Here is a 21,422-nt window from a genome sequence, read left to right as displayed (position 1 = left end):
CGGTTCGCCCCGCGGTTCGGCACCTACCATCGCAGTGAAGTGGTCTCTCAATCCCTTCCCATTGCCGTGAGCGGTTCGTCGGGCGGTACTGCGAAAGGTTCTGCTCCCGTGGAGGTGGCATGGTTCGCGGCGCTGTGCGACGACGACTACGAGTTTCTGGGTGTGGCCGACCCTGGGTTGGCCAGTTCCTGGGAGCACTGCCGCAACATCACCCTGGCCGCTGATCGCCAAGGATTCGACAACATCCTCCTTCCCTCGGGCTACGCGCTGGGTATCGACTCCACCGCTTTCGCCGCCGCCGTGGCACCGCTCACCGAGCGGATCCAACTCCTGTTGGCCGTGCGAATGGGGGAGTTGTGGCTTCCTCAGCTTGCTCGCCAAATGGCCACCATCGACCGGGTGTTGGGCGGGCGCCTCACCATCAACATCATCTCCAGCGACATTCCCGGCCGCACCCTCGACTCCGAACCCCGCTACAGGCGCACCCTTGAGTGGATGCAGGTGCTGCGGACACTGCTCGACGGCCGGTCGGTGGACTTTCACGGCGAGTTCGTGGATCTGGCCATTGATCCCCCCCGAGCCACCACCCTGTCGGGCCGCTGCCCGCCCCTCTACTTCGGCGGTTTCTCCGATGCCGCCCGGGAGGTGGCAGCGGCCGCGGCCGATGTTTTTCTCACCTGGCCCGACACTGTGGCCGGTGTTGGCAGAACCGTTGCCGATATGAGGTCTCGAGCCGGCCGCCGGGGTCGCACGTTGCGGTTCGGGCTGCGGAGCCATGTCATCGTGCGCCCAACTGCCGGGGAGGCCCGCTCCGCCGCCGCCCGGCTGGTCAGCCGCCTCGATGACGAGACGGGCGCGGCCATACGGAGACAATCGCTGGATTCGACCTCGGCCGGCGTGCGCCGCCAAGCCGAACTGCGGGAGATGAGCGATGCCGATGGCTATGCCGAGGAGAACCTGTGGACCGGGATCGGTCGGGCGCGATCGGGGGCCGGTGCCGCCATCGTCGGTAGCCCCGATGAAGTGCTGGCCAAATTGGATGCCTACCGCCGGGCGGGCATCGATGCTTTCATCCTCTCGGGCTACCCGCACCTGGCCGAGTGCGAGCGGATCGGCCGCTTCGTGCTGCCCCGCCTGAACCACGCCCCCCTGCCCCGGAACTGAACTTTCGGGTGGGGGGGATGTGGGTGAGGGGAGTCCGCCGGAGTGGGTTGCGGGGCTGCCGGGGAGCTGCCGGTAGGGGGTGGGTGGACGGGGTATCAATCCCGGATGGCCCGGCCGGTCTGCAAGTCGAAGAAGTGGGCGTTCTCCATCGACACGGCAACCTCGATCGTGTCGTTGGGCCGAACCGAGGTCGTGGGGTGGAATCGGGCGTGCACCCGGGTGGAGCTTTGCTCCTCACCGGTCAGATGCTCCTCGGTCAGCTCCAACGCCTCCCGCGAGATGACCGGTTTGGCATCCACCTCGAAGTAGGCGATGGCCTCATAGCCCAGGGCCTCGATGAGTGAGATGTTCACCCTCAACCTCTGATCAAGGGGATGGTCGGAGGCTATGGCAGCATCCTCGAAGTCCTTGGGTCGCAGGCCCACGGCCACGGTCGAGCCCAGGTATCGCTCCAGGGCCGGCCGCCGGTTGGGCACGGATTCGGGAACCGCCAGGGTCTGGCTTCCCAGCTCCATCCACAAACCCGAGTCCTTCCGCCGCACGACGGCCTCCATCAGGTTCATCGAGGGGGAGCCGATGAAGGCGGCAACAAAGATGTTGTCGGGTTCGTTGAATAGCTTCATCGGGATGTCCACCTGTTGCAGGATCCCCTCGCTGATCACCGCAACCCGGTCGGCCATGGTCATGGCCTCAACCTGGTCGTGGGTGACGTAGAAGGTTGTGACCCCCACCTCGCGTTGCAACTCGGTGATCTCGGCCCGCATCTGCACCCGGAGTTTGGCGTCCAGGTTGGACAGGGGCTCGTCGAGCAAAAACACCCGAGGGCGGCGAACGATGGCCCGGCCCATCGCCACTCGCTGGCGCTGGCCGCCCGACAACTGTGCCGGTCGTTTGTTGAGCTGGCTTTCCAGCTCGAGGATGCGGGCTGCGTCCAGCACCCTCTCCTTGATCTCGGCTCGGGGCCGTTGCGCCAGTTTCAGGGAGAAGGCGATGTTGTCGAACACGTTCATGTGGGGGTACAACGCATAGTTCTGAAACACCATGGCTATGTCGCGATCCTTGGGGGCGAGGGTGTTGACCACCCGGTTCCCGATTTTCAAAGTCCCCGAGGTGATGTCCTCAAGACCGGCGATCATCCGCAGGGTGGTTGATTTGCCGCATCCCGACGGCCCCACCATAACCAGGAACTCGCCCTCGTTGATCCGGAGGTTCAGGTCGGTGACGGCCTTGAAACCGTTGCTGTATTCCTTGTTGACATCCTCAAGGACGACATCCGCCATCCGGCCCCCCATAAATAATCGGCACTGCGGTGCTTTTGAGGGGGAATGCTAACAAAGGTTCAGTGCAGTGGTCCGGTGTAGCGGGCGCTGGGGCGCATGATCTTGTTGTTGGCGGCTTGCTCCAGCAGGTGGGCACCCCAGCCCACGACACGGCTGGTGGTGAATGTGGGGGTGAAAGCCTCCTGGGGCAGTCCCGCCAGGTGGAGCACGACACCGGCGTAGTACTCCACGTTGGTCACGATCACCGCATCCGGTTTTCGCTCTGCCAGGTAGTCCAGGATCCGCGATTCGATCTCGGTGGCCCGGTCCACCAGGTCGCCCCCCAGTTCGAGGGCGACGGCTCTCAAGGTCTCGGAGCGGGGGTCGGCGGCCCGGTACACGGCGTGGCCGAAGCCCATGATCTTGCGCCCGGCATCCATCTCGGCCGCAACCCAGTCCACCGCGTTGTCGGGATGGCCGATGGCCAGCAGCATGTCCAGCACCCGGCCCGGCGCGCCACCGTGCAGCGGACCGGCCAGGGCGGCCAGCGCCCCGATAATGGCTCCGCCCACATCCGTTCCGGTGCTGGTGATGACCCGGGCCGCGAAGGTGGAGGCGTTGAAACCGTGATCGGCGGTCAGGCACAGGTAGGTCTCCACCGCTCGGGCGTGCTCGGGCCGAGGTGCCTGCCCCAGGGTCATACGCAGGTAGTCGGCGCTGTGGGACAGCGACTCGTCGGGGGTCAGCGGCTCGGCCCCCGAACGGATCCGGTTGACCGCCCCCAGCACGGTGGGGGTGATGGCAATGGCTCGGGTCACCGCGTCCCGCCGCTCGGCCGGATCGAGATCGAGGGTGGGTCGGGGGTCGACGATCATCCCCATCACGCTGCGCAGGATGGTCATCGGGGGCAGGCCGGTTAGGGCCAGGGAAGCCACCAGCTCCGCCGCCGGCGGGGTCAGGGGGCGGGCCGCCGCCAACTCAGCCCGGAACGCCTCCTCGGCCGCACCGGTCGGCAGCGTCCCGGCCAGCAGCAGGTGAGCCACCGCTTCGAAGGAGTGATCCCGGGCCAGCTCGGTAGCGTTCCAGCCCCGGTAGTGGTACCACCCCTCGTCCCCGCGAACCGACCCCACCTCGGTGTCGGCCACCACCAAACCCTTGAGCCCAGCAGGAGCGATGTTGTCAGCCGGGCGGGTTTCAGCGTTCATACCAGCAATTATGCCCGCCTCGGGCTCAAACGCGAACCCACAAGGTTTCGGTGACTTAGCATGGCCCTGTGGACATCACCAACCGAGAGCAAGCGTCCCATGTGCTTCTCACCTTTGCCGATTTCCAGCGCCTCTGCGGGAATCAAACCACAATCATAGAGCTGCTGGCACAACCTCCCGGAGTGGAGGCCATTGACTTCCACCCGCCCAAAGCACCCGACACCCCCCAGCCGGCTGACCTTGAATGATGTTCGTGGTTGACACCAATGTGGTGTCCGAACTCAGAAAGGTGCTCTCTGGTAGGGCGAACCCCGGCGTTACCGAGTGGGCCGACTCGGTTCCCGCAACCCAAATGTTCATTTCGGTGATATCGCTTCACGAGCTCGAACATGGAAGTTCTGCTCCTTGAGCGCCGAGACCTCAACCAGGGCATGCTCCTGCGCACGTGGCTGGATGTCAGCGTCAATGCGGCCTTCCAAGACCGGATCCTCCCCGTAACAGCCGAAATAGCCCGGCAGGCTGCTACCTTGCAGGTTCCCAACCCAGCACCTTTTCGGGATGCGCTGATCGCCGCTACCGCTTTGCACCATGGCATGACTGTCATAACTCGCAACGTCAGTGATTTTGGGCGGTTCGAGAACCTCAACGTACATAACCCCTGGGGTTGAGCAACCTCAGGTTGGCGGGCTCCACCGGTGATCGCGACAGAGTTTAGTGTAGGTGGTTTGGGCGTTGTAACCATCGGGTAAAGGCACTACCAGGGTGTGGCGGCTGGTACGTTCCACCAGGGTGGCTACGGCTGATTGGTTGTTCTTGCCGATTATGAGATCACCTTCCCAGTGGCCCGCCTCGGCTCGGGTGGCGACTATTGCGGAAGCGCTGCGCTATGGGCCGGAAATCGCCCAGTACGGAGCGTTTTGCCTGCTCACAACGGCTTCGGGGTTTGCGCCAAAGTTCCCGCCACGCCGCCGAACGGCTCCTGCCCAACCGGCGGGCCATCTCAGCTGTCCCAACCATCGTCTCAATGCGGGCACGCTCGCCCGCACACAACCTCTGTGCCATACCAGAACACCTCCACCGGTGACTCGCCAATGTTTCTGATCGACCATCATGGCCGACCCGTCGCGATCACCGTTAGGGTTTGCCGACTTCTAGGAGAAGCCCGATCACTTCACGGATCTGCAACAACGCAATTGCCCCTGCGTTGCCCAATTTGGACTCAATGCGGCTTGTCGCCACTGCCCTGATGTGCTGGCACTGGGCAGCCGAAGGGTGTTCAAGCCCGTTCGCGGCATCGGGATCAATCACAATCTCGGACGCGAATCCACGAAGTTTCGAAGTGAGCGGCACTACTTGAACAACACTCGGGTCTGCGTCCAAGATGCGCTGAGCGGTTACCACGATCGCGGGATGGCGGAATCCGGCTTCTTTCGGAGCGGGCATGCCAAGCTCCACCATGAGGACATCACCCGAGTTCAGCATCGAGCCAGTCTTTCTCTGCTGGGCTCAGATCATTGCGAAGGTCGGCTCCGATCCGGTCCTGGCGCAGACACCGCACCGCCAGCGCCACCGTCTCCCCCACGCTGATTCTCAAGGCGGATGCCAGTGCCTTTAGCTCCCGGTGGGTCGCAACATCAATCCGCACGCTGGTGCTCTGCATACATCTATGTTAGCAGATATGCATACAATGTGGTTGTTGTTTCTGGTGCCCTGACCCATCCTTTTCGGTTGGGGCTAGGCGTAGGGGCCTAGGGTTCGGAACGCGAAGTAGCCGCAGCCCTGGCGTTCTGCGCCGTGCAGGGTAGGCACAGCCTCAAGCGGGGTCGTGATCTCGTCGATCGTGGGTCCGATCCGGTCGGCGATCAAGCGCAGCGCTTTGGTGTCGAGGCCATAGACGCTGGCGGCGTTGGTGCCGACAATCGCCCGAACCTGGTCGGGGGGGGGGATACCGACCATGGCGTGGCGCAGCGAGAGATGGGTCATCGGGGTCTCGTCGGGGTCATAGGATCATGCGGGCCACCGCCCGGCGGTTGTAGGCCCCTCCGGCCTCTATCAGCAGCAGAGGTGTGCCGTTGACCTCCATCACCGCCGGATCGGTGGCCGCCCCGGCATGGGTGGCCAGCACCAATCCGGTTTCTTGCACCGCGGCCCAGAGTGGATCCCAGTGGGTATCGTTGTACTGCTTCCAGTGGGGGCGGGCGCTGGGGAAGTTCACTGCGCGCAATCCGTGGGCCGCCGCCCATCGCACCTCATCAATGGCCGTTTCGAGGCCCCAAAGCGGTATGTGGGCCAGGCCGATCAGGCGCTCCGGGGCCACCGAGCAGAAGTCGGCCAGCCATCGGTTGTAGATCTGGAACTCCGTCGCGGCCAGCTCGGGGTTGTCCAGCTCGGGCCAACCGAGATCGTTGAACGGCATCGGTTCGCCGTTGAAGCTGTTGTGGAAGATCACCTTCCAGGGCTTCTCCAAGACCTTACCGGCCCGCAACAACCAGACCCCAGCGGTCAAGCCCAGCGGTCAGCCGAACGCCAGGGCCTCTTCGGCCATGTTCTCGTCAACCGGGGCGATCGGTTGCCGAGGTGTCCACGACTTTCATGCGGGGAGTCCGTGCTGGTCGTAGCCGATTACCTCGTCGGGAGCGCGCTCGTTGAGCACCGGTAGCAGCCGGAACCGCTCCACGATGTCGCTCAAACCCTGACGGTGCCGCCGGCGGCGGCGCTCGAAATCGAGCTGGGTCTCCAGCGATTCGGTGATCACCACGGTGATGGATTTTCCGGTCAATGCGGCCAACTCGCGGGCAAGTTGGTCGGCCTTAGCGCTCTTGATGCTCAACACCACAGGTGGCAATGTACCTGGTTGGGTGGAAAAGCGCTATCGGTGCTGACCTTCCGGTCTGTCGAAGGTGATCGTTGCTGCGCTCAGATCATCGCGAAGGTCGGCTCCTATCCGGTCTTGGCGCAGATGGCGCACCGCCAGCGCCACCGGGTCGAAGGTTACTTGTAGTTGGGTGCGGCCTCTGAGGATGTAGCTGTCCATGAAGGTGTCGGTGTGGTCTTCGGCCAGTTTCAGGTTGGGCAGGTCGATCATGGCGTTGGTGCCGACCTTGGCTTCGAGGCGGGCCAGGCCCTGGCCGATGCAGTAGTGCTCTCCGTGGCCGAAGCTCACGTGGTCGTTGGGGTTGCGGTCGATGTCGAAGGTGTGGGGCACGGGGCAGGTTTGGGGGTCGCGGTTGGCGGCGGCGAACGCCAGCCACGCGAACTCGCCCCTGGCGACGGGCGTACCGTTGATCTCGGTGTCGGCGGTGGCGACGCGGAACAGGCCGGTTACCGGTGCCTCGTGGCGCAGAGCCTCCTCGACGAATGCGGGCACCAGGTTGCGATTGCAAGCCAGCCGGTCCCGCAGCCGGTGGTCGGTGGCCAGGCGGTGGCCGATGTTGGCCAAAAGCGTGGTGGTGGTCTCGTTGCCCGCCAGCAAAAACTGCCTCAGCGCCCCCATGCGCTCCTCGTGGCTGAGGGGTTCGCCGTCCACCTCGGCGTTGGCCACATCCGATATCAGGTCGTCGCGGGGCTCGGCCTGGCGTTGCTCCACCATGGTGGTGAAGTAGTCCTCGAACTCCGACTCCGATTTGATGTAGCTGCGCACCTCCTCGCGGCTGGGCTTGGCCCGCCCGATGGGTATGGCGAAGTCGTCGGACCATCCCTTGAACATCTCGAGTTCGCTCTCGGGCACCCCCAGCATCCGGGAGATCATCACCATGGGCAGCAAGACGGCGTATTCGCTCACCAGGTCGGCCCGACCCCGGTGGGCGAAACCGGCCACCAGTTGGTCGGACACCGATTTCACCTCGGGTTCCAGCGCTCGCAGGCGGGCGGGGCGGAACGCCCGGTGCAGCGCTCGCCGCTGGCGGACATGCTCGGGCGGGTCGGCGGTGTTGAGCACCCGGCCCCGGGAGCGGTTACGGAAGCGGCGAACCGCCTCGGCCATCTCCGGTTCCTCGGCAATGGCCTCGACATGGTCGGCCACCGGGTCGCGGAATTTGTAGGTAGCGGTGGGGGAGCGGTTCGACCATGTCTCGGGATCCGAAACGATGTCGTGCAGCAGTTGGTGGCCGGTGATGACCCAGGCCCCCATGGCTTCGCTATAAAACGCCGGCCCGCAATCCGACCGCAAATCCTCGAAGAGTTGCCACGGCGAAGCCAGCAACTCCTCGTCACGGTCGAGCAACCGCCGGATCCTGCCGTCCAACGATGATTCCGGCAACGATGATCCCGGCAACGATGATTCCGGCAACGATGATTCCGGCAACGATGATTCCGGCAACGATGATCCCGGCAACGATGATTCGGGCAACGATGATCCCGGCAACGATGATTCGGGCAACGATGATCCCGGCAACGCCACCCCCTCCGCGCGTCTAGGCGCGGTGAGCCGGCTGAAGCTCTACCGAGACCGGGGCGATTAGCTTCTTGACGATCAGGATGAACACCCCGGTCAGCGCCAGATTGAGCGCCAGCGAGAGCATCGCCACGGTGACGATCGGCCCGCCGATGCCGTAGCTCAGGCTCAGCACCAGCACGCCCGCGCCGACCTCGCCTCTGGGCCACATGCCGATGGCCACGGCCAGCCGTTCTCGCCAGTGAGCCTGGCTGCGATAGCACAGCGCCGGGAACATCTTGCCCAGATTGCTCAACGCCGACAGCAACAGCACGTGCATGAGGATCTCTCCCCAGCTCATCTGCGGCTGGCTGGCCGTGACCGTGGCGGTGTAGCGGCCCTCGTAATCTCCGCCGAGCCGTGTCGGATCGTCCACCGAGGCGGCCGGCGCGGCGGCGTGCAGCGAGGCGGCGACGGGCTCGAGGTGCTGCGCGTCGTCGCCCTCGAAAATCTGCGGCAGGCTCAGCCCCACCAGCAGCATGAACGTCGCTGCGACCCAGGCTGCCGCCCGAATCTCGGTTGGCCGTTCCAGCAGCTTGTGCAGATCGGCCTCCACCTGCGCCGAGGTGTCCGGTGATGGTGGGGATGAGGCGGTGCCAGGGTCAACTGCTACGGCCTCACCGCCATCCTGCGCCACCGCGTCCGGTGAGGAGGTTGCGCCAGCCCTGGTCCGGGTGCTCGGTCGGGCGATGCAGCCCAGCACGAACGCCGGCAGCAGCACCTCGATGTGGATGGGCACCGACGGGTCGATCACCTTGGTCAGCTCGTACAGCAGCTCGCTGATACCAACGATGGCCGCGGCGTAGAACAGCACCCAGCCCCACGTCACCGGCAGCGTGACCCGGTGCAGGAAAATGTAGGCGATGGACAGCAGCACTGCCATCAGCACCACCACCAGGCCGAGCTGCCAGGCGAGGCCCACCAGCAGAATCTGTAGCGGGATCATCAACAACACGGTGTCGAGGTCGTCGAAGATCGCCAGGATCCGCGCCTTGCGGAACAGCCAGGTGGCACCCAGACCAGCAGCCGCGAGCATGCTGAACAGCACTCCGGCGGAGGTGGGGGCGGCGAACCGGCCCGCCAGCAGCGTCTCCTTCCAGGCATCGGCATCGCCCCAGAGATCCGCCGGCAGCATCACGAACACGAAGTAGCTGGTCACGAAGATCCACGGGAACGAGGCGGCGGTGAACGCCACGAAGTAGTCCCACCCGTACTGGCGAAGGTTGGTCTTGTCGATGTGAAACTCGAAGCCGACGTGGATCATGATGAAGGCCAGGCCGGTCATGGTCAGCACGCGGATCGTGGTTGCCGCCTGGTCGTGCACGCCGCCGAATATCTGGGGCAGAACCTGCGACAACGCCAGGCCGGCGAGCAGCAACACCGAGTAGATCAGCACCTTGCGCACAGCGTCCAATACCTCCTAGCCGGTCACGATCACGAGCAGTCTCGCAGCCCGAGTCCGGTGTTCGCACACGATTTCGAGATCATTGATCGACGAGATTGCATCTGCACCTGCCGGCTCAACTGTGTCTGCCTGGTCAACTGCGCCTGCCGGCTCAAAGGATTTGTGACAGGAAGAGTTGGGTACGTTCCTCCTGGGGATTGGTGAAGAAGTGCTCGGGTTCGCCCACCTCGACTATCTCGCCGTCGGCCATGAAGATCACCCGGTCGGCGGCCTCGCGGGCGAAGCCCATCTCGTGGGTTACCAGGATCATGGTCATGCCCGTTCCGGCCAGCTCCTTTATGACCTCGAGTACTTCGGAGATCATCTCGGGGTCCAGCGCCGATGTGGGCTCGTCGAACAGCATTACCTTGGGGCGCATGGCCAGCGAGCGGGCGATGGCCACCCGTTGCTGCTGGCCGCCCGACAACTGGCCGGGGTACTTGCGGGCCTGCTCGGGGATGTGCACCCGCTCCAGCAGTTCCATGGCCCGATCCTCGGCCTGTTTCTTGGGCATCTTCAGCACCTGGCGGGGGCCCAGGGTGATGTTGTCGATGACGGTCAGGTGGGGGAACAGGTTGAACTGCTGGAAGACCATGCCGGTTTCGCGGCGGATGAGGGCGATGTTGCGCACATCGTCGGTGAGTTCGATGCCGTCCACCACGATGTGCCCCCGGTCATGATGCTCCAGCCGGTTTAGGCAGCGGATGAGCGTGGACTTTCCCGACCCCGACGGGCCGATCACAACCACAACCTCGCCCGTTCCCACCTTCATGTCGATGTTCGAGAGCGCCTGGAAAGTTCCGAAGAACTTGTCCACGCCGACCATCTCGATCATCAGCTCTCGCCCGCCGATCTGGGTGGCGTCGCGGTTGACTATAAGCGTGGAAGCGGAAGTGTTTGCCGGTGTTGGTTCGGTGATGTCTGTCATCGTTCTCCTACTCCGAGGTGGCGTTCGACGCGCTGGCTCTCCCTGGACATGGTGTAGCTGATTGCCCAGTAGGCGAAGGCCACGAACACCAGCGTTTCGGCGTGGGCAATGGTAGAAAACTCCTGCTGGGAGTGAATCAGCTCGCGGGCCCTGTAGAAGTCCACGATGCTGATGATGGCCAGCAGGGAGCTGTCCTTGAACAAGCTGATGCACTGGCCCACGAAGGCGGGTATCACCGCCCGCAGTGCTTGGGGCAAAACGATGAGGCGCATGACCGCCGGCGGCTGAAGGCCCACGGCTTGGCCGGCCTCTATCTGCCCCTTGGGTACGGCTTGAAGGCCACCACGCACCACCTCGGCCAGGTAGGCCGAGCTGAAGATGGTGAAGGCAATGATGGCTCGGGTCATTAGCGAGAGAGGAGTTTCGACGTTGAGGAAGAAGTCGATGAAAGTCTTCGCTACGAACAACAGTGCGATGAAGGGAATGCCCCGGAACAGTTCGATATAGGCCACGCAAAGCCACCTCACCACCGGAAGGGAGGAGCGCCGGCCCAGCGCCAGCATCAAGCTCAGTGGAAACGAAAGGATGATGGCCGCGCCGGAAGCCACCAGCGTCAGGTAAAGACCCGACCATCGGTCCCAGCTAACGCCGTCAGCGTCACCAGCTAGGCCAGCTATCCGGTAAGCCAGGTATATAACCCCTACAGCAAGCCCTATGCCTATGGTACGTAGAACGACCCGGTGCCAGGCAGCGTAGGTTTCCAGATTGGCCGTGGATTTCATTGCGATGTAAGCCGCCAGACCGGCGGTCCACCACCAGGCGTTACCACCGGTTCCTGATACCACCTGGAATGAAAGTATGGCCATGAACGCGGCTATGTACCAGCAGGGTTGTCGGGCAGAGCGTGGTAGGCGCATGGCCACAGCACGCACGCCGAGCCCCAGCGCAATGGTTGACAGAGTGAACAAAGTTGGCCATATGGTTCTGGTTAGCACCAGAATCACGGCCAGCAGCAGCAGGATGGCCCAGTAACGGCGCAGCAAGTCCAGCGGGCTGGGCCGGGAAACGTTGGTACCGGTGTCCTGTGCCCGGTCCTGGCTCCTGGCGGTTACCGTCCCCCAAACCAGGCCGATTGCCGAGGCAGCAATATACATTTGTGCTACCAGCCTCGTGTGCTCATCGCGGGGAAATGTGCCCACCATGAGTTGCGTGAGGTTGATGCGCACTGCCCTCCACTGCCCGGTGAAGAGCACGAAGCGCCCGCCATAGAAGATGAGGATCGCTCCCAGCACAACCACGATCAGGGTGATAAGACCGTTGTACCAGGTGTTGAACAAGTGCTTTCGGGCCCAATCATAAGGTGACAAGCGCAGGTTGGGGGGAAGGTTCGCAGCTTTGTCCTGGGGGTTGGTTCCGGTGGAGCGTGTCGTGTTGGTCATCGGTTCATCGTTCTTTGAGTTGGAGGGATCGGTTGTACAGGTTCAACAGCCCGGACACGATGAGGTTGATGAGCAGGTATGCGATCATGAGGATGAAGATCAACTGTGGAGCGGGGAAGTTGATACCCCACGCGGTCACCGCCACGAGCACCAGGTCGGGGTAAGCCACCAGGATGCCCAGGGAGGTGTTCTTGATGAGGTTGGCGCACTCGCTGATGTAGGGGGGAATGGCGATTCGCATTGCTTGCGGTAGCACGACGTGGCGGTAACGCTGGCCGGGTTTCAGCGCCACCGCGATGGCGGCTTCGGCCTGGCCCTTGGGCACGGCCAGGATGGAGCCACGAATGATCTCGGCAATGAAGCTGGCTGTATACAGGCCCAGGGCCAGGGTCAGTGCCATGTAGCCGGAGTTGGTGCTGAATCCCCCCACAACTCGCCGACCGTTCTCGGAAACCGCCGGCCACGACCACGAGTAGGGGCCTCCCAATACCACGAAGCACGCCGCCACGATCACGGCGAATACACCAAGCGACCACAGAACCCGGTGGTGGGGTTCACCGGTGGTTTCGTTCCGCTGGGTGCGCGAGACCCACACGGCGGCGGCAATCAACGCGGCCAGCGCAACCAGCAGCCAGAACGAGCCCACGTTGCTTTCGGAGGCCAGCGAGGGTATTGCCCAACGGTCCTTGCTAACGATTATCCAGTTGCTGTCGGATCCGAAGAACGTGCCCTGCCACGGCGGGTTGGAGGGATTGAACTGGGGGAAGGGGCCGTAGGTGAACAGGGCAAAACCGAAGAACACGATGACAACCAGTGGGGGAATGTTGCGCAGGGTTTCCACGTAAAGGCCGGCTCCCCTGGCCACCAGCCAGTTGGATGAGAGCCGGGCTATGCCCACGAACAGCCCGATCACGGTGGCTATCAATATCCCTACCACCGATGCCACAACGGTGTTCTGAAGCCCGATAAGCAACGCTTTCCAAACCGGGTCGCGCACATTGAATCCCTGGGCATCGCGCAGCGCCACCCCGTAGGGGGCATCCAGGAAATCGAAATCCTTGGGCAGGCCCAGTTCATCCATCTTCACGATCAGGTTGTGGAACATCCACCGGATGAGGGCTACAACCACCAGCACGGCCAGGGCTTGGCCGAGCAGCCGCAGTATTCGCACGTCGCGCCACAAAGCGGGAGTGCCGGGTTCGGGCACGCGCGGGTCATTGGCGAGAACAACTCTTGGGCGATCGCCATCGTGAACGGTGCGGATGCCGGCCGCGGCCTGTCCCGGTGTCTGCCCCACGCGCACCGCGTCGATCACCATTATGGTCACCACCGCTGCGGGCAACACGGCGGTGAATACCCAGGCCAGCAGCAGCTCGGCAATGTCGCTGTAGCCGTCCAGCAGCCGCAAACCGAGCTGCCACACCGAGACAACTCCTACAACAGCCAGAAGCAGCAGATCGATCAGCAGCCCCAGAAGCATCCGGGGCTTTGGCGCGGAAGGCACTGCCGAGAGGTTGTTTCTGGTACTGGCGAGGTCGTCAATGCTGCTCATAGCAGGTTGGTTTCGCAGTGTAGACGAAAGCGGCCCACCGGTTGGTGACCGGTGGGCCGCTCAAAGTGTCGGTTGTTGCCCGTCAACGGGGACGAGCGAAGTGGTTGTGCTTAGCGGTAGGGCGGCACGTACATGAGGCCGCCGTTGGTCCAGAGGTCGTTCACGCTTCCATCAAGGACCCCCAACTGCGGGTAGCGGTTGTAGATCTCCTCGTAGTTGCCCACTTGCTCCACCACATGGATGGCGAAGTCGCTAGGCAGGCCGAGGCCGGGGTCGAAGCCGTCGCGGCCCAGGAAGTTCAAGATGTTGGGGTCGTTGCCGTCATAGCTGGCGATATTGGAGGAGTTGAGGCCGAACTCCCAGGCCTGCACGGTGGCCATGGTGGCCCAGTTCACAACCTGGGCCCACTGGGTGTCGCTGTCGCGCACCACGGTTCCCAGCGGCTCCTTGGAGATGATCTCGGTCATGATGTGCTGTTCGGGGCCACCCTTTTGCTCGATCTCGTACTTGTACACGCCGAGCACGCTGCTGTCGGAGGTCATGGCCTCGCACTGGCCCTCCTCGTAAGCGGGTACCAGGGTGTCGAAGCCCTCGAAGGTCACCGGGTTGAAGGGGATACCCCGGGCCGCGAACACTGCGGTGAGGTTCAACTCGGTGGTGGTTCCCGTGCTCACGCAAATGTTGGCATCTTCCAGATCTTCAAGGGTGGTGAAACCGGTTGAGGCCGGAACCATGAGGCCCTGGCCGTCGTAGTAGGTGGTGAACAGGAAGTTGGCACCCTCTGAGCCATCACGGGTCGCCGTCCAGGTGGTGTTGCGGTTCATCACGTCGAACTGGCCCGAGGCCAGGGCGGTGAAGCGCTCGGCGCTGGTGACCGGCACTATTTCGACCTTGGTGGCATCACCGAAAACGGCGGCGGCCACCACCTTGCACATGTCGATGTCGAAGCCTTGGTACTCCCCGTCCTTCAGCAGGGCGAACCCGGGCACATCGTCGCGCGATCCGCACAGCACGCGGCCGCGGTCCATGACGGCCTCCAGGGTGCCGCCGTCCTGTACCAGCTCAACGGGGGTTTGCGGTGCCTCCGTTGCTGCTGGTGCTTCGGTGGCGGTCGGGGTCTTAGCATCGGAACCCGTGTCGTCGTCGTTGCCACACGAGGTGGCGATCAACGCGAAGGTCAGCAGCAATCCCAGTAGGGCGAGCAGGCGGCTGGTTGATTTTTTCATGGTGTTGCTCCCAGCTTTGGGTACAGGCAGCCACCACGCTAGCGGCCCGTCACCCACCGGGCCACAATTCTTCTGGAATAATTCTGGGGTATTTTTGATCTTGCTTTGATGTTGATGGTGGGGAGTGCGGCCTAGCCGGTGGCGGCCAGGGCCGCCTGGCGCTGGCGGGTGGAGCGGTGGACCGGGTCGGTGTCGATCACCGGAATCACGTGCTTGCCGAAGTTCACGATGGTTTCCCGCACCACCTCCATGGGCAGCGTGGAGGTGAGAGGGCTGATCACGTACTGATCGGCCCCCACCCGCTCGTACTGGCGGGATACGTGAATGCAGTCCTCGACGTTGCCCACGCACAGCGATCCGCCCTCGATGGCCGCCCTCACATCCTCGTGGGTCGGTTCGGGTATGACCGCGGGCCATTCGGGGATGCCGTCGGGCTTGGGGAAGGTATCCAGCCAGCGGTACACCAGGCACTGGTAGTAGTACATGTGGCTGCGGGTGGCCAGGTCGATGGCCACCTCCCGGTCGTCCAGGCAGATACCGAAACCCACGCACATGACGTTGTCGTGCACGTAGTCGCCCACCGGGGTCTTGCAGCTTGCCACCTCGTTCTTGTAGATCTCGATCAGCGGGGCGATCTCATCGGGGGTGCCGATGGTGAAGCACAGCACCCCGATGCCCAGCTTTCCCGCCTTCTCGAACGTGCCCGGGCTGCCACAGGCCACCCACAGCGGGGGGTGGGGCTTGGTTACCGGCTTGGGGAAGATCTCCCGGGGCGGCATCGAAAAACTGTCGCCCTCGTAGCTGTAGGCACCCTCGCGCCACATGTGGGGTATCTGGGCGATGGCCTCGTCCCACAGGCCCCGGGTGATCTCGGTGTCGGCCAGTCCGGTGGCGGGGTTGCGGGGGGTGCCGGGCATCCCGAATCCCATCACCTCGGTGGACGATGAGCCCCGACCGGTGCCCAGCTCGAACCGACCGTTGGACAGGATGTCGATCATGGCGGCCCGCTCGGCCGAGCGCACCGGATGGTTCACCGGGGCGGTGATGTTGAATATGGCCGAGCCCAGGTGAACGTTCTCGGTGGTGGAGGCCACCGCCGACAGGAACACCTCCGGTGAGGACATGTGGGAGTACTCCCGCAGGAAGTGGTGCTCGGAGGCCCAGATGTACTTGAACCCGTTGCGGTCGCACAACTGGGAGATCTCCAGGTTGTCGCGAATGCGCTGGGCCTCCCAGTCGGGGTCGTTCTCGTAGCCGAAATCGGGTACGAAGCATTGGGCAAAATATCCGAACTCCATCTTGGGCAACTCCCGGGTGTGGTTTGTCCAGCGGGACTGTACTGTCCATCCACCTCCCCGTACCACCATTGCCGGGTCTACTACCGCTGTTGGGCGTACCACCATTGCCCGGCGTACCACCGTTGCCGGTGGGGTGGGGCGGTATGGTCGGGGGCCATGGTATGGACACTTCAGCGCCCGGCGGCCAGGGTGGTGCTGCTGGATCGCCACGGGCGCATCTTCATGATGCGGGCCAGCGACCCCATCGATCCCGGCAAGGAGTCGTGGTGGGAGATACCCGGCGGCGGGCTCGGACCGGGGGAGGACTCCGCTTCCGGTGCTCGGCGTGAACTGTGGGAGGAGACCGGGTTCGCCGACGTGGAGGTCGGCCCCTGCATCTGGACCCAGCAGGTTGAGTTCGACTTCGCCGGTATCCATTTCGACTCCGATGAGCGCATCCACATCGCCTGGTGCCCCGATGGGGGCAGGTGGGCCCCCCGGCATCTCGAGGCGCTGGAGGCAGCCGCGTTCGAGGAGGCCCGATGGTGGGGTCTCGACGATTTGCTGGCCTCCGATGAGAAGGTTCTGCCCGAGCGGTTGCGGGAGTTCCTGCCCGCAGTGGTGGCGGGTTACCTGCCGGAGGAGCCGATTGACATAAGCCCTTGACGGGTACTGGGCCGGCCCGCGCTCGGCCCCATTTCCATCATTCGGGCAGCGGGGTTGCCTTCCCGATCATTCGGGCAGGGGATCGTCGCGGTCGGCGGCTCGGACGGCGTAGGAGAAGATGATGGCGGGGGCGAGGACGAGTGATCCGACCACCAGGCAGGCGATGGTGGCGGTAACCAGAGCGTTGTGGAACCTGGTGGCAAAGCCGGTGAAAAACAAGGCGATGGCCGTCAGGTACAGCAGGTAGCCCAACCTCTGGCCGGCCACCGTGAGTCGGGCAATGCGCCGGCGCCGGGCAACCAGGTTCATGCCGTTCACGGTAACCAGCCCGCACCGGACAGCAGGGCAACCAGGTTCATGCCGTTCACGGTAACCAGCCCGCACCGGACAGCAGGGCAACCAGGTTCATGCCGTTCACGGTAACCAGCCCGCACCGGACAGCAGGGCAACCAGGTCGGATCGGGCCCTATCCAGCGAGAAATGCTGCCGGGCGATGGCCTGGTTGCTGTCCAGCAGATCCATATCGGGGTTGCTCAAAAAAGCCCGCACCTCCTCGAGGCGGTGGGGGGAGAACCATCGGAACCCCAACCCGGCCAACTCGGCGGCCACCGGATAGTCGCCCACCACGCAGGGGCGCCGCCAGATGGCCGCCTCCACCGGCGGGTTGCCGAACCCCTCCCAGATGGAGGGGAACACCACCAGATCGGCCGCCGCATAGATGTCGGGGGTGCGGGCCACCGGGCGATGGATCACCGGGCATCGGGCCCCGGCCAAAAGGCGGGCCAGGGTGGCGTCGTAGCCCTCCTCGGCGCGCCCCATCAGCCAGTAGGTGCCCTCCAGCTCCTCGGCAATGGCAATGGCGGTGGGGATGTTCTTGCGGGCAATGGCCCGGGCCGGATGGGCCACCAGCAGGGTGTCGCTGGTCACCCCCAGTTCGGCTCGCATCGCGGTCCGGTCGCCCTCGGGGCATTCGGTGTCAAATCCGTTGTAGATGACAGAGGTTTGGATACCTCGCTGGGCGAACTGATCGGCAGTGAGCCGGTTGATGGTCACGTGGTGCCAGGAGGGGTCGTCGGGGGGCAGCTCGGTCACCGCCGCGAACCGCTCCCGCTGCCACGGGGGATCATGGTGGTGCAAGATGGCGGGCCGGCCGGCCAGGGTTCGAGCCACAACCCGAGATGCGGGCAGGTTCAGCGGGATGGTGCAGAGGTTCTCCACCACCACCAGGTCGGCATCGGCCACCGAGGCGGCGAACACCTCAGGATCGGGGCCGTCGAGTTGATCTATGCCGAGACCGGGAACCAGCCGATCCACCGGACCCTCCCCGGCCACCGTAACCATGTCGAAGCCGATATCGGTCAGCAGCTCCTGCCAGACGCGGGCGACCATGGACACTCCATCGCTCAAACCGAGCCGGAACGAGACAATCGCGCCGCGGGCCATTCCTTTGAGGTAATCAGGTTTTGCGCCGCGGGCCATTCCTTCGAGGTAACCAGATGATCCTGGTTTGTGAGACTTTGGGGATATGGGAGAGTCCGAGGGCTTCGACCGCTTAGCGGTGCGGGAGGCGGCTCGGGCGGTGCTGGAGGCGCATTGGGTGGATGGGGGTTATGCCGTCCCCAACCCCATTACCTACCCCTGGCAGTGGTTGTGGGACTCGTGCTTCCAAGCAGTGTGCTGGGCCGAGTTGGGCGACGACCGCGGCCTTATCGAGATTCGCACCGCACTGTCGATGCAGGCCGCCGACGGGTTCGTACCCCACATCAACTACGGGCGCGACCCCGATGTGGCCGCCGACCTGTGGGGCCGGTCGCGGGCATCTTCCATCACGCAACCCCCCATGTACGGGCACGCCCTCGCCGAGCTGGTCCGCCGGGGAGTGGATGTTGACGAAGCCACCCTGGCCCGGGCCGAGCACGGCCTGCGCTTCCTGCTGTTCGACCGGCATCGCCATCCCAGCGGGCTCGTGCTTTTGTGCCATCCCTGGGAGAGCGGGGCCGACGACAGCCCTCGTTGGGACTACTTCTGCCCCGGTGGGTTCTCGGTTGGTGCCTGGCGGTTGGCCAAGAACGAGATGGTGGGTTCGATCCGGCGCAGCCCGGCGGGTTCCCCCGTGGCCAATCCGGGGTTCGTGGCGGCATCGGTGGGGTTCAACGCTCTGGTGGTGTTCAACGCTCGGGAACTGTCGATGGTCACTGGCCGGTCGGAATTGACCGACCGGGCCGATGAGCTGGCCGGATGCCTGGCCGCCCGGTGGGATGGAGCCCTCAGGACATGGGTGGACGCGGGAGCATCTGAGTCGGGCTCGGGTCGGGCCCGAACGCTGGACGGTTTGCTGCCGATGATTGTGGCCACCGAGCCGGATCGGGTGAATGCGGTGGCCGCCGACCTCGTGGATCCCTCGGCTTACGGCGGGTGGTGCGGGCCGGCGGGCGTGCACCGATCCGAACCCGGTTTCGATGCTGGCGCGTATTGGCGGGGACCGGCCTGGCCCCAGCTCAGCTACCTGATGTGGGTGGGCCTGGGCCGGCACGGTCGACCCGAGTCCGCGGCGGTGGCCTCTGCAACCGTCCGGGGGGCGATGCGGAGCGGCTTCGCCGAATACTGGGATCCCGACGACGGCACCGGTGGTGGCGCCGCGCCCCAGTCGTGGACCGCCCTGGCTGCGTTGATGGTGTGAGCCCTCCGGGCCAGGGGGCGGGACAGAAGGCAGCCGGATCGGGCCGGGGTTTCAGAGGGCGATGCCGTTCATGGTGCCCACCAGAAGCTTGCGCTCGAGGCTGTACACGTAGCAGGCGATGAGGCGGTGGGAGTCCTCGCCCTCCCAGGTGTCGCGGCGGGGGGTGATCATGCCGATCTCGAGTTGGGACAGCTCGTAAGCGAGACCGACGAACGACTCGAACTTCTGGTAGCACTGCATCTGGCCCCAGGTGTCCACCGCCTCCTCCCCGGGGTAGGGGGCACCCGGAGGGGCATCGTGCAGGACCATGGCGTACACCTGGGCGTTGTGGGGGCGGGTACAGCCGATGGCGGTGGTGAGCCGGGCAAGCAGGTCGTTGCGGTCCCGGTAGGAGTACTGGTTGAAGCACGTTCCCACCAGCAGATCGTAGGGTTCGGTTACCGTTCCCTCGAACCGGTCCCGCAGATCCTCCTCGGTCGGCAGAAGGTCGGGTTCGGGGGTGGGGTCCACGAAAACCTCGCTGAACCGGTCGTTCTCGGGTTCGGCAGTGGTGCAGCCGCTCCAGACCAGTGCCATAACAAGAGCGGCGGCGGGCAGGATGCGAGTAGCGGGGCCAATTCGGGGGCGGGGAATGGGCCACCTCTTCAGCGCCAGAGCGGCGGGCAGGATGCGAGCGATTATGGACATCGAACCAAAAATGTCGGTGAACCTCAATATGAGGGGATGATCCGGTCTATGTGCCAGAACGCCATGAACAGCACCACCAGAAAGGGTAAGGCGGACAGGGCATAGGCGGGGAATCTCCTCCAGCGGTATCCCGCGAACAGGGCCGCGAACCACACGGCCAGGGCGGCCAAACCCCACAGAATGGCCGGGACCAGGGCATCGGAGTCGCCGTTGAGACCTTCCCCGAAGGAATCGGTGACCGGAGCGGGTGCCGGACTTGGCGATGCCGGATTTGGCGCCCCGGCTCCGGCCCGGCCCGCTCCGGGGGGTCCGGTGGATCCCGCGCCGGTTACCCCGGCCGTGCCATCCAACGATTGGTTGCTGCCGGTTCCGTCGGGGTTCTCATCGGCGGCGACGACGGCGGTAGGGGTCGGCGTTGGGGCTGATCCCGGCCCGGCCGCTTCCGGGGTTGGGGCTGATCCCGGTCCGGCTGCTTCCGGGGTTGGGGCTGATCCCGGCCCGGCTGCTTCCGGGGTTGGGGTTTCGGCGACCGTCTGGTCGTTGCCGCCCGCCCCGTCCAGGTTCTCATCGGCGATCATGGTGGGGGCTGGTTCCTGCGAGCCGGGTCGGGGGTAGGTGGGGGCCGGTTGGCCAACCAGCTCGGCCACCACGATGATGCGCTGGCGGGCCGAGCCCTTGGGGTGACAGGCCGTCAGGGTCAGGCGATTGGGGTGGTCGCTGAAGTTCTGATCCAGCACCTCGACGGCATCGGGGGGCACGATGAAGTGGCCCTGGTCATCCTCCTGGGCCACCACCTGGTAGACGAACCTTCCCTGGATCGTCTCGACGAAGATCTGATTACCGGGGACCAGCTCATCGATGTCGCCGAAGGGTGCTCCATAGGTGGTGCGGTGCCCGGCAATGGCGGCGTTACCGGCCTGACCGGGAAGGGGGGTGTTGGGATAATGACCGGGACCCTTGCGAAGATCGCTCACCCGCACCCCCTCCACCACGGTCTTGGACACCCCGAGGCTGGGTATATGGATTCGCGCCAGGGCCGATCCCCACTTGGGGTAGAGCATCTCCAGCCAGGCGGGATCGGGTTCGGGTGTGGGTTGGGGGTGAGCCGTGGGTTCGGGTGTGGGTTGGGGGGTTGTGGCGGGATCGGGTTGGGGGGGAGCCGTGGGTTCGGGGATTGTGGCGGGGTTGGTCGTGGGTTGGGGGGGAGCCGGGGGTGGGGGGGTTGCAGCGGGTAGCTGGTTGAAGGTCGGTGCGCCCAGAGCCCCGGCATTTTCCAGCAGATCGGAGAATTCGCTGTCCAGTCCCCTTTGGGCTCGAGCCTCGATGACCCCGGTTCCCCAGAGCTGGAATATCCCGAACAGCAGGATTATGAGCCCGATAGCGATAACGGTCTTGCCGAACGCTCCCAGAACCCTGACGACGGTCACGGTAGAAATTGTATGGCCCCCCTCGCCGTGTTCCCG

At 64.5% G+C, this 21,422-nt stretch carries 23 protein-coding genes and 2 pseudogenes; 5 read left to right on the top strand and 20 right to left on the bottom strand.

Going from position 1 to position 21,422, the window contains the following annotated elements:
* Positions 1 to 66: 66 nt before the first annotated feature.
* Entirely contained in the window at positions 67 to 1,164 is a 1,098-nt protein-coding gene (locus tag ACOGXC_RS07770; RefSeq protein WP_419917634.1) for an LLM class flavin-dependent oxidoreductase, read from the top strand.
* A 95-nt stretch (positions 1,165 to 1,259) separates the two neighbouring features.
* Here the strand turns inward: ACOGXC_RS07770 and ACOGXC_RS07765 are convergent, their stop codons facing one another.
* Entirely contained in the window at positions 1,260 to 2,444 is a 1,185-nt protein-coding gene (locus tag ACOGXC_RS07765; RefSeq protein WP_419917633.1) for an ABC transporter ATP-binding protein, read from the bottom strand.
* Positions 2,445 to 2,503: 59 nt separating this feature from the next.
* Positions 2,504 to 3,628, bottom strand: a complete 1,125-nt coding sequence (locus tag ACOGXC_RS07760) for a citrate/2-methylcitrate synthase (RefSeq protein WP_419917632.1) — start codon at positions 3,626 to 3,628, stop codon at positions 2,504 to 2,506.
* 68 nt (positions 3,629 to 3,696) lie between these two features.
* Between ACOGXC_RS07760 and ACOGXC_RS07755 the strand changes: the two genes are divergently transcribed.
* Positions 3,697 to 3,876, top strand: coding sequence for a hypothetical protein (locus ACOGXC_RS07755; protein WP_419917631.1), 180 nt, complete (start codon positions 3,697 to 3,699; stop codon positions 3,874 to 3,876).
* Positions 3,876 to 4,296, top strand: a pseudogene (locus tag ACOGXC_RS07750) (type II toxin-antitoxin system VapC family toxin). The gene ACOGXC_RS07755 and the pseudogene ACOGXC_RS07750 overlap by 1 nt, the downstream one beginning before the upstream one ends.
* Positions 4,297 to 4,362: 66 nt before the next feature.
* Here the strand turns inward: ACOGXC_RS07750 and ACOGXC_RS07745 are convergent.
* From ACOGXC_RS07745 to ACOGXC_RS07680, 14 genes and pseudogenes are all read right to left on the bottom strand, one after another.
* A pseudogene (locus ACOGXC_RS07745) lies at positions 4,363 to 4,509 on the bottom strand (IS30 family transposase); the annotation flags it as partial.
* Positions 4,457 to 4,690: a hypothetical protein gene (locus tag ACOGXC_RS07740; protein ID WP_419917630.1), complete on the bottom strand. Its 234-nt coding sequence runs from the start codon at positions 4,688 to 4,690 to the stop codon at positions 4,457 to 4,459. The pseudogene ACOGXC_RS07745 and the gene ACOGXC_RS07740, both read right to left, overlap by 53 nt.
* 72 nt (positions 4,691 to 4,762) lie before the next feature.
* Complete coding sequence (locus ACOGXC_RS07735) at positions 4,763 to 5,110, bottom strand: type II toxin-antitoxin system PemK/MazF family toxin (protein WP_419917629.1); 348 nt, start codon at positions 5,108 to 5,110, stop codon at positions 4,763 to 4,765.
* On the bottom strand, positions 5,094 to 5,288 hold the full coding sequence (locus tag ACOGXC_RS07730; RefSeq protein ID WP_419917628.1) for a hypothetical protein: 195 nt from the start codon (positions 5,286 to 5,288) through the stop codon (positions 5,094 to 5,096). The genes ACOGXC_RS07735 and ACOGXC_RS07730 overlap by 17 nt, the downstream gene beginning before the upstream one ends.
* Positions 5,289 to 5,362: 74 nt before the next feature.
* On the bottom strand, positions 5,363 to 5,611 hold the full coding sequence (locus ACOGXC_RS07725) for a hypothetical protein (protein WP_419917627.1): 249 nt from the start codon (positions 5,609 to 5,611) through the stop codon (positions 5,363 to 5,365).
* A gap of 16 nt (positions 5,612 to 5,627) precedes the next feature.
* Entirely contained in the window at positions 5,628 to 6,095 is a 468-nt protein-coding gene (locus tag ACOGXC_RS07720; protein WP_419917626.1) for an amidohydrolase family protein, read from the bottom strand.
* A gap of 123 nt (positions 6,096 to 6,218) precedes the next feature.
* The gene (locus tag ACOGXC_RS07715; protein ID WP_419917625.1) at positions 6,219 to 6,458 is read right to left on the bottom strand and encodes a type II toxin-antitoxin system VapB family antitoxin; all 240 of its coding nucleotides are present in this window, start codon (positions 6,456 to 6,458) and stop codon (positions 6,219 to 6,221) included.
* Positions 6,459 to 6,497: 39 nt separating this feature from the next.
* Complete coding sequence (locus ACOGXC_RS07710; RefSeq protein ID WP_419917624.1) at positions 6,498 to 8,027, bottom strand: cytochrome P450; 1,530 nt, start codon at positions 8,025 to 8,027, stop codon at positions 6,498 to 6,500.
* A gap of 13 nt (positions 8,028 to 8,040) precedes the next feature.
* Positions 8,041 to 9,465, bottom strand: coding sequence for a sodium:proton antiporter (locus ACOGXC_RS07705; protein WP_419917623.1), 1,425 nt, complete (start codon positions 9,463 to 9,465; stop codon positions 8,041 to 8,043).
* 151 nt (positions 9,466 to 9,616) lie between these two features.
* The gene (locus ACOGXC_RS07700; RefSeq protein WP_419917622.1) at positions 9,617 to 10,432 is read right to left on the bottom strand and encodes an amino acid ABC transporter ATP-binding protein; all 816 of its coding nucleotides are present in this window, start codon (positions 10,430 to 10,432) and stop codon (positions 9,617 to 9,619) included.
* Positions 10,429 to 11,871: an amino acid ABC transporter permease gene (locus ACOGXC_RS07695; RefSeq protein WP_419917621.1), complete on the bottom strand. Its 1,443-nt coding sequence runs from the start codon at positions 11,869 to 11,871 to the stop codon at positions 10,429 to 10,431. Before ACOGXC_RS07695 ends, ACOGXC_RS07700 begins: the two co-directional genes overlap by 4 nt.
* Before the next feature lie 4 nt (positions 11,872 to 11,875).
* Complete coding sequence (locus ACOGXC_RS07690; RefSeq protein WP_419917620.1) at positions 11,876 to 13,375, bottom strand: ABC transporter permease subunit; 1,500 nt, start codon at positions 13,373 to 13,375, stop codon at positions 11,876 to 11,878.
* A gap of 158 nt (positions 13,376 to 13,533) precedes the next feature.
* Positions 13,534 to 14,649 (bottom strand): amino acid ABC transporter substrate-binding protein, encoded by a 1,116-nt coding sequence (locus tag ACOGXC_RS07685; RefSeq protein WP_419917619.1) that lies wholly within the window; start codon positions 14,647 to 14,649, stop codon positions 13,534 to 13,536.
* A 131-nt stretch (positions 14,650 to 14,780) separates the two neighbouring features.
* Positions 14,781 to 16,016, bottom strand: a complete 1,236-nt coding sequence (locus tag ACOGXC_RS07680; RefSeq protein WP_419917618.1) for an LLM class flavin-dependent oxidoreductase — start codon at positions 16,014 to 16,016, stop codon at positions 14,781 to 14,783.
* An 87-nt stretch (positions 16,017 to 16,103) separates the two neighbouring features.
* Here ACOGXC_RS07680 and ACOGXC_RS07675 point away from each other — a divergent pair, with 87 nt between their 5' ends.
* Positions 16,104 to 16,592, top strand: coding sequence for an NUDIX hydrolase (locus tag ACOGXC_RS07675; protein ID WP_419917617.1), 489 nt, complete (start codon positions 16,104 to 16,106; stop codon positions 16,590 to 16,592).
* 66 nt (positions 16,593 to 16,658) lie between these two features.
* Here the strand turns inward: ACOGXC_RS07675 and ACOGXC_RS07670 are convergent, their stop codons facing one another.
* Together ACOGXC_RS07670 and ACOGXC_RS07665 are read right to left on the bottom strand one after the other, a co-directional pair.
* Complete coding sequence (locus ACOGXC_RS07670; protein ID WP_419917616.1) at positions 16,659 to 16,901, bottom strand: hypothetical protein; 243 nt, start codon at positions 16,899 to 16,901, stop codon at positions 16,659 to 16,661.
* A 105-nt stretch (positions 16,902 to 17,006) separates the two neighbouring features.
* Positions 17,007 to 18,035 carry a glycosyltransferase family 4 protein gene (locus tag ACOGXC_RS07665; RefSeq protein ID WP_419917615.1) on the bottom strand — a complete coding sequence of 343 codons (1,029 nt, stop codon included), beginning with the start codon at positions 18,033 to 18,035 and terminating at the stop codon, positions 17,007 to 17,009.
* 82 nt (positions 18,036 to 18,117) lie between these two features.
* On the opposite strand from ACOGXC_RS07665, the gene ACOGXC_RS07660 reads away from it, so the two are divergent.
* Positions 18,118 to 19,272, top strand: coding sequence for an MGH1-like glycoside hydrolase domain-containing protein (locus ACOGXC_RS07660; RefSeq protein ID WP_419917614.1), 1,155 nt, complete (start codon positions 18,118 to 18,120; stop codon positions 19,270 to 19,272).
* 51 nt (positions 19,273 to 19,323) lie between these two features.
* On the opposite strand, the gene ACOGXC_RS07655 is transcribed toward ACOGXC_RS07660, so the two are convergent.
* Both ACOGXC_RS07655 and ACOGXC_RS07650 read right to left on the bottom strand, forming a co-directional pair.
* Positions 19,324 to 19,959 carry a septum formation family protein gene (locus ACOGXC_RS07655; RefSeq protein ID WP_419917613.1) on the bottom strand — a complete coding sequence of 212 codons (636 nt, stop codon included), beginning with the start codon at positions 19,957 to 19,959 and terminating at the stop codon, positions 19,324 to 19,326.
* Positions 19,960 to 19,982: 23 nt separating this feature from the next.
* Entirely contained in the window at positions 19,983 to 21,386 is a 1,404-nt protein-coding gene (locus tag ACOGXC_RS07650; protein WP_419917612.1) for a sortase, read from the bottom strand.
* Positions 21,387 to 21,422: the final 36 nt, after the last annotated feature.

This window comes from Candidatus Poriferisocius sp. (genome assembly GCF_965202595.1).
Classification (GTDB): domain Bacteria; phylum Actinomycetota; class Acidimicrobiia; order Acidimicrobiales; family Bin134; genus Poriferisocius.
The sequence above is the reverse complement of the archived record's forward strand: the minus strand, read 5'-3'. Positions and strand labels throughout refer to the sequence as shown.

Bases quoted from the DNA above. Each gene is read 5' to 3' on its own strand.
- ACOGXC_RS07765 (WP_419917633.1), bottom strand. From the start codon at position 2,444: ATGGCGGATGTCGTCCTTGAGGATGTCAACAAGGAATACAGCAACGGT.
- ACOGXC_RS07735 (WP_419917629.1), bottom strand. From the start codon at position 5,110: ATGCTGAACTCGGGTGATGTCCTCATGGTGGAGCTTGGCATGCCCGCT.
- ACOGXC_RS07760 (WP_419917632.1), bottom strand. From the start codon at position 3,628: ATGAACGCTGAAACCCGCCCGGCTGACAACATCGCTCCTGCTGGGCTC.
- ACOGXC_RS07670 (WP_419917616.1), bottom strand. From the start codon at position 16,901: ATGAACCTGGTTGCCCGGCGCCGGCGCATTGCCCGACTCACGGTGGCC.
- ACOGXC_RS07675 (WP_419917617.1), top strand. From the start codon at position 16,104: ATGGTATGGACACTTCAGCGCCCGGCGGCCAGGGTGGTGCTGCTGGAT.
- ACOGXC_RS07700 (WP_419917622.1), bottom strand. From the start codon at position 10,432: ATGACAGACATCACCGAACCAACACCGGCAAACACTTCCGCTTCCACG.
- ACOGXC_RS07655 (WP_419917613.1), bottom strand. From the start codon at position 19,959: ATGTCCATAATCGCTCGCATCCTGCCCGCCGCTCTGGCGCTGAAGAGG.
- ACOGXC_RS07685 (WP_419917619.1), bottom strand. From the start codon at position 14,649: ATGAAAAAATCAACCAGCCGCCTGCTCGCCCTACTGGGATTGCTGCTG.
- ACOGXC_RS07695 (WP_419917621.1), bottom strand. From the start codon at position 11,871: ATGACCAACACGACACGCTCCACCGGAACCAACCCCCAGGACAAAGCT.
- ACOGXC_RS07730 (WP_419917628.1), bottom strand. From the start codon at position 5,288: ATGCAGAGCACCAGCGTGCGGATTGATGTTGCGACCCACCGGGAGCTA.
- ACOGXC_RS07665 (WP_419917615.1), bottom strand. From the start codon at position 18,035: ATGGCCCGCGGCGCGATTGTCTCGTTCCGGCTCGGTTTGAGCGATGGA.
- ACOGXC_RS07725 (WP_419917627.1), bottom strand. From the start codon at position 5,611: ATGACCCATCTCTCGCTGCGCCACGCCATGGTCGGTATCCCCCCCCCC.
- ACOGXC_RS07740 (WP_419917630.1), bottom strand. From the start codon at position 4,690: ATGGCACAGAGGTTGTGTGCGGGCGAGCGTGCCCGCATTGAGACGATG.
- ACOGXC_RS07680 (WP_419917618.1), bottom strand. From the start codon at position 16,016: ATGGTGGTACGGGGAGGTGGATGGACAGTACAGTCCCGCTGGACAAAC.
- ACOGXC_RS07660 (WP_419917614.1), top strand. From the start codon at position 18,118: ATGGGAGAGTCCGAGGGCTTCGACCGCTTAGCGGTGCGGGAGGCGGCT.